The 266-nt window shown below is 62.0% G+C and carries 1 pseudogene; it reads right to left on the reverse strand.

Annotated features, from left to right (window positions below):
- Window positions 1-266 (reverse strand): annotated as a pseudogene (locus SB752_RS32585) (hypothetical protein); the annotation flags it as partial.

Consider the following 266-nt stretch of genomic DNA (forward strand, 5'->3'; position numbering starts at 1 on the left):
GTCGCTGGCGGAATCGTAATGCAGGGGATGGGTCAGGCGGCCTTGCTGTTCCAGCGCATGGTCCGGCCATTGCCGCAGTTCACAGAGAGTGTGTTCGGCGAAGAAGTCCGGGCTGGTCTTCTTCGACGTCAATTCCCACGCAGTAGCCTTGGCGCCGTTTTCGCAGAATTCCAGTGCGTGCGGCTGCCCGGGCTTGGCCCAGGCACAGCTGACACAGGCAAAACCATCCGGTTTGTTCTGCTTGAACAGGGCGGCGGGCGCCTTGG

Source organism: Brevibacillus sp. SIMBA_040, assembly GCF_046535075.1.
Classification (GTDB): domain Bacteria; phylum Bacillota; class Bacilli; order Brevibacillales; family Brevibacillaceae; genus Brevibacillus.